The 4513-nt window shown below is 72.3% G+C and carries 4 protein-coding genes and 2 pseudogenes; 4 read left to right on the top strand and 2 right to left on the bottom strand.

The features are described 5' to 3' along the window. Positions 1-382 (top strand): annotated as a pseudogene (locus ABZ646_RS40655) (helix-turn-helix domain-containing protein); the annotation flags it as partial. A 93-nt stretch (positions 383-475) separates the two neighbouring features. Here the strand turns inward: ABZ646_RS40655 and ABZ646_RS40660 are convergent. Beyond that, positions 476-937 (bottom strand): pyridoxamine 5'-phosphate oxidase family protein, encoded by a 462-nt coding sequence (locus ABZ646_RS40660; RefSeq protein WP_360531037.1) that lies wholly within the window; start codon positions 935-937, stop codon positions 476-478. An 84-nt stretch (positions 938-1021) separates the two neighbouring features. On the opposite strand from ABZ646_RS40660, the gene ABZ646_RS40665 reads away from it, so the two are divergent. Then, positions 1022-1549 carry a GNAT family N-acetyltransferase gene (locus ABZ646_RS40665; protein WP_360531039.1) on the top strand — a complete coding sequence of 176 codons (528 nt, stop codon included), beginning with the start codon at positions 1022-1024 and terminating at the stop codon, positions 1547-1549. A 4-nt stretch (positions 1550-1553) separates the two neighbouring features. Here ABZ646_RS40665 and ABZ646_RS40670 read toward each other — a convergent pair whose 3' ends face one another. Beyond that, on the bottom strand, positions 1554-2954 hold the full coding sequence (locus ABZ646_RS40670; RefSeq protein ID WP_360531042.1) for a M1 family metallopeptidase: 1401 nt from the start codon (positions 2952-2954) through the stop codon (positions 1554-1556). 79 nt (positions 2955-3033) lie between these two features. Between ABZ646_RS40670 and ABZ646_RS40675 the strand changes: the two genes are divergently transcribed. Both ABZ646_RS40675 and ABZ646_RS40680 read left to right on the top strand, forming a co-directional pair. Continuing rightward, positions 3034-3534 carry a hypothetical protein gene (locus ABZ646_RS40675; RefSeq protein ID WP_360531045.1) on the top strand — a complete coding sequence of 167 codons (501 nt, stop codon included), beginning with the start codon at positions 3034-3036 and terminating at the stop codon, positions 3532-3534. Between the two features lie 130 nt (positions 3535-3664). Further along, positions 3665-4513, top strand: a pseudogene (locus ABZ646_RS40680) (hypothetical protein); the annotation flags it as partial.

The following is a 4513-nucleotide window of genomic DNA, read 5'->3' on the forward strand; positions in this document are numbered from 1 at the left end:
CACCTCCCCCGCGCTCCTCGGCACAGCCCTCGACCTCCTCGCCGGCCTCCGCCGCCGCGACCCCCGGCTCCTCCTCTCCGCCACCGACGCCGAACACCTCGCCCCGGGCGTCGCCGCCTGGCTGGAGCGCGACCTCACCCCCACAGCCGTACGCCACGCCCTCACCGAGAACCTCCCGGCGGAACCCCTGACCCGCCCGGCCGCCTTCCTGGCCCACCGTCTGACCGCGGAGCTGCCACCCCCACCGCCGTTCCGGCCCCCTGCCGCACCGGCCCCGGAGCCGAAACACCCGTTCCAGACCTGCGACGGCTGCGACCGCCCCTTCCGCGCCCCCACCCCCGGCCCCTGCCGCGACTGCCGAACCGGCCAGGTGCGACTGTGACCGGCGACAGCCGGCGTGAGCGCAGGCGCGCGCTTCAGGGAGACAAGCCGGCCGCAGCCCAGCGCGTTGCCCGTCTGTGGCGAATGACGTCCGTCAGTCCAGCCACGTCCCGGCGCGCATGATGACTCTGCCGCGTAGTTCCGGCTCGCCACGCCAGGCGCGCACCGTTCTCGGGGTCACGCGTATGTACAGGAAGGAGCCCTCTTCCGTGCGTGGGTCCCAGCCGAACTTCCCGGTGAACGCGTCCGCCGCGGCGGCGGGCGCCTCCTGGTCCGGGAAGCACTCCGCCGCGCCCTCGATGAGCACCACGTCGAAGGTGTCCGGGAGCGCCAGGCGCACGCGCGGCTCCTCGCGGAGGTTCCGTGCGGTCACGGACGTCGCGCCGGTGCACATCCACACCGCTCGCCCGTCCCACGAGAACCACAGCGGCACCTGGTGCGGCCCGTGCTCCGGATGAGCCGTCGACACCCATACGTCCCGCTCGGTCGCGAGCCGTTCCAGAGTGTCGCGCTTGCGCTCCGCCGCCTGGCGACGGACGGTCCCCGTGGTCTCCATGCCGACCGACCCTAGTCAGGCAGGCACGAAGGCGTCTGAGGCGCGGGACCTAGTTCCAGCGGCGGTTGTGGATAGGTTGCCCGCATGATCCTCCAGCCCCTGGCCGTGCAGCCCGGTGACGACATCCCGGGACCGGTGCTCACCGAGATCACCGCCCTGTACGCCTCCCACCGCGCCTTCCACGCGCTCAGCGGGGACTTCCCCGACCCGGACGACGTGCGGCCCGAGCAGGTGGCGCGGGTGCTGGCGGACGATCTGGCTCATCCGGACGCCGAGGTGCTGCTCGCGCGGAGTAAGGGGCGGCTGGTCGGGATCGTGGTCACGCTCGCCCGGCATCCGGACCCGGCCGACCCGGACCCGTGGATCGGGCTGCTGATGGTGGACGCGGGGGTGCAGCGGCAGGGGGTCGGCCGTCGTATCGCGGCCGCCGTCGAGGACCGGTTCCGGGAAGGCGGCCGTACGGCCGTACGGCTCGCCGTGCTGGAGAACAACCCGGACGGCCTCGCCTTCTGGACCTCCCTCGGGTACGAGGTGATCGGTCGCCGTCCGGACCGGGAACACGGCCGTCCGTGCGCCGTCCTGCGCAGGGAACTGGGCGGCGTGGACGGCTGACCCGCTACGGCTTCGCCGGCTTCCCGTCGCCGTACAGCCAGTCCTTCCAGATCGGGGCGAAGTTCTTGCCCGGCGCCATCTTCTCCACGTACGCGGTGAACTCGGCGGTGTCCGCGTTGCCGTGGCGGTGGGCGGCCGCCCAGCCCCGGAGGATGGCGAAGAACCTGTCGTCGCCGACGGTCTGCCGGATCTTGTGCAGGACCATCGCGCCCCCTTCGTACTCCGGCCGCTCCGAGATGTGGGCGGCGCCCGGCGGTTTCGCCGGGGGGAAGCCCCAGAGGGTCGCGTCGTCCTTGGGGGTCGCGTAGACCCCGTCGAATATCTGCTGCGCGGTCTGGCCGCCGTGGTCCTCCTGCCACAGCCACCCGGCGTAGGTCGCGAAGCCCTCGTTGAGCCACATGTCCCGCCAGTTCTTCGGGGTGACGGAGTCGCCGTACCACTGGTGGGACAGTTCGTGGACGAGGGTGTGGAGTTCCGGAGTACCGGGGAAGACCGGCCGGTTCTGGGTCTCCAGCGCGTACCCGGCGTCCCCCGGCCGGTCGATGATCGCGCCGGTGGAGGAGAAGGGGTAGGGGCCGAAGGTGTGCTGCTCCCACTCGATGATCTCGGGGATCCTCGCGACCACGCTCTTGCTCGCGGCGGCCTGCGTGGGGTCCACGGCGACGTACACCGGCAGGCCGTCGGAGGTGGTGGACCGGGTGATCGTGAAGTGGCCGATGGCGACCGTGGCGAGGTAGCTCGCCATCGGCTCCGCGCAGTGCCAGACGAAGGCGGTCCGGTCACCGGTGGTCGTCTCGCTCTTCAACTCGCCGTTGGAGACGGCCTGAATACCCTTGGGAACGGTGATCGTGATGTCGTACGACGCCTTGTCGGAGGGCAGGTCGTTGTCGGGGAACCAGGCCATGGAGCCGACGGGTTCGCCGAGGGCCAGCGCGCCGTCGGCGGTGCGCAGCCAGCCCTCCTTGGAGCCGTCGGGGTCGGTGAGCGTCTCCGGGCTGCCCGAGTAGCGCACGGTGGTGGCGAAGGTCTCGCCCTTCTTCAGGTCGTGGTGCGGGCGGATCGTCAGCTCCTGGCCGGCGCGGTTCCAGCGGGCCGCCTTCCCCTTGACGGTGACCGTGTCGACGTCCAGCCCCTTCAGGTCGAGGTCGAAGGCGGTCAGGTCCTGGGTGGCGCGGGCGGTGATGACGGCGGTGCCGGTGAGGTGGCGGGTGCCCGGGTCGTAGGCGAGGGTGAGGCCGTAGTGGCGCACGTCGTAGCCGCCGTTGCCCGCCTTCGGGAAGTACGGGTCGTGGAGGCCCGCGCCACCGGGGGTCCCGTGGACTCCGCCGCTCGCGGTGAGCGTGAGGGCGAGGGAGAGCGCGAGCGCGCCTGCGGCGACCGAGAAAACGCGTACACGTGTGGACACGCGATCGATCCTAATGAGGCCGGGGCGGTTCCCTCAGGCCGATGAGGCGGATGGTTCCGGCCGTGACACCATCGGCTACGTGCTCGACATCGGCTACGCCCTCTCCAACCGTTTCCCGGACCCGCCCCAGACCGACTACCGGCGGGTGGACGTCCACGCGCTGCGCCACGACCTGTTCTGCGGGGACGTCTACCTCGCCGACACCAAGGCGGACCGGGAGGTGTCCACAGCCTGGGGATGGGTGCCGGTGCTCGACTTCGCGTGGGCGCTGTGCGACATCGCGGAACGGCTGGACAGGGATCCGGCGGGGTCCCGGGCCGCCCGGCCCCAGCACGCGGAACTCGACTTCACCGAGTCCACCGACCGCATGCTCTTCGAGCGCCGCTTCGGTTGGGTGGACATCGAGGCCGACTGGATGCCCGCCGAGGAGCCACCCCTCACCTTCTCCCACGCCGAACTGCGCCGGGAGGCCCGGGACTTCCTGCACGACCTGCTCGCCGACCTCACCGACATGCACGAGGAACTGGCCGACAACCCGGCGATCTGGACCCTCCAGGCCCGCTTCCCGAGACTCCCCTGAACACCCTCCCGGGCCGCTGAACGACCGCTGCATGTACAGGAGTTGACCGCCCGCTGAGGCGGGAGTGACAACTGGGACCGGAGTCGGCGGAAGCCGTTCCGCCCGTCCCGGCCGTGCATACGTTGACTCCGTGCGGACGCAGCGCCAGGCAGGCGACAACGGAAAAGACGCCTCTCCCGAGACCTCCAGGGCACCGGTCGGCGCCCGGCCCACCGGCCCCACGGAACACGCCGTGCTCGCCCTCCAGGGCAAGGCGGGGAACACCGCCACCACGCTGGCGCTGCGCGGCGGCAAGGGCAAGGGCGTCTCCCGGCCGGTGGCCGGACGGGGCCGGTCCGCGCCGCCCGCCCCCATCGAGGAGGAGCGCACCGAACCGGGGCTGGTCCTGCCGCCGTACCTCATGGAGTTCCAGGCCGCCGGACTGTCCACGGCGTACGGGCTGACCGGCCACGAGTTCGTACGCAACGCCGTCGCCGCCGTCGTCGGCCACGCCGACGGCGAGGTCGCCGCCCTCGCCGCCGACCTGGCGGCCCGCCCCGAGTCGTACTACGGCCAGGGCCGCGCCGTCGCGGTCCAGGGGAAGAACGGTGCCCGGGGCAGGAGCGGCGGGGAGTGGTACGACGTCACCGTCACCGTCTCCCGCGCCCCCGACGACCGGCCGCCCGTGTTCCACCCCGGGAACCTGCTCGCGAAGACGGTGCCGGACCCGGACGGGGCGCCGCTCGCCGCGATCGACGAGGCCGAGGGCAAGGACACCAAGGTCGACGTCCAGCACAACACCGCCGCCACCGTCGCGACCACCGCGACCGGCGGGTCGAGCAAGGGCCTGGGCGGCATGGCCTTCGGACTCGCCCCCGTCGTACCGGGACTGTGGCTGGGCGGTGCCGGGACGGCGAACGCGCAGCCCTGGCAGTCCTCGCGGGAGTCGCGCAGTCAGCGGAACGTGGCCGAACCACGGGTGCTGCGCAGCGACAAGGGC

The sequence above is a fragment of the Streptomyces sp. NPDC007162 genome, from assembly GCF_040634175.1.
Lineage (GTDB): Bacteria > Actinomycetota > Actinomycetes > Streptomycetales > Streptomycetaceae > Streptomyces.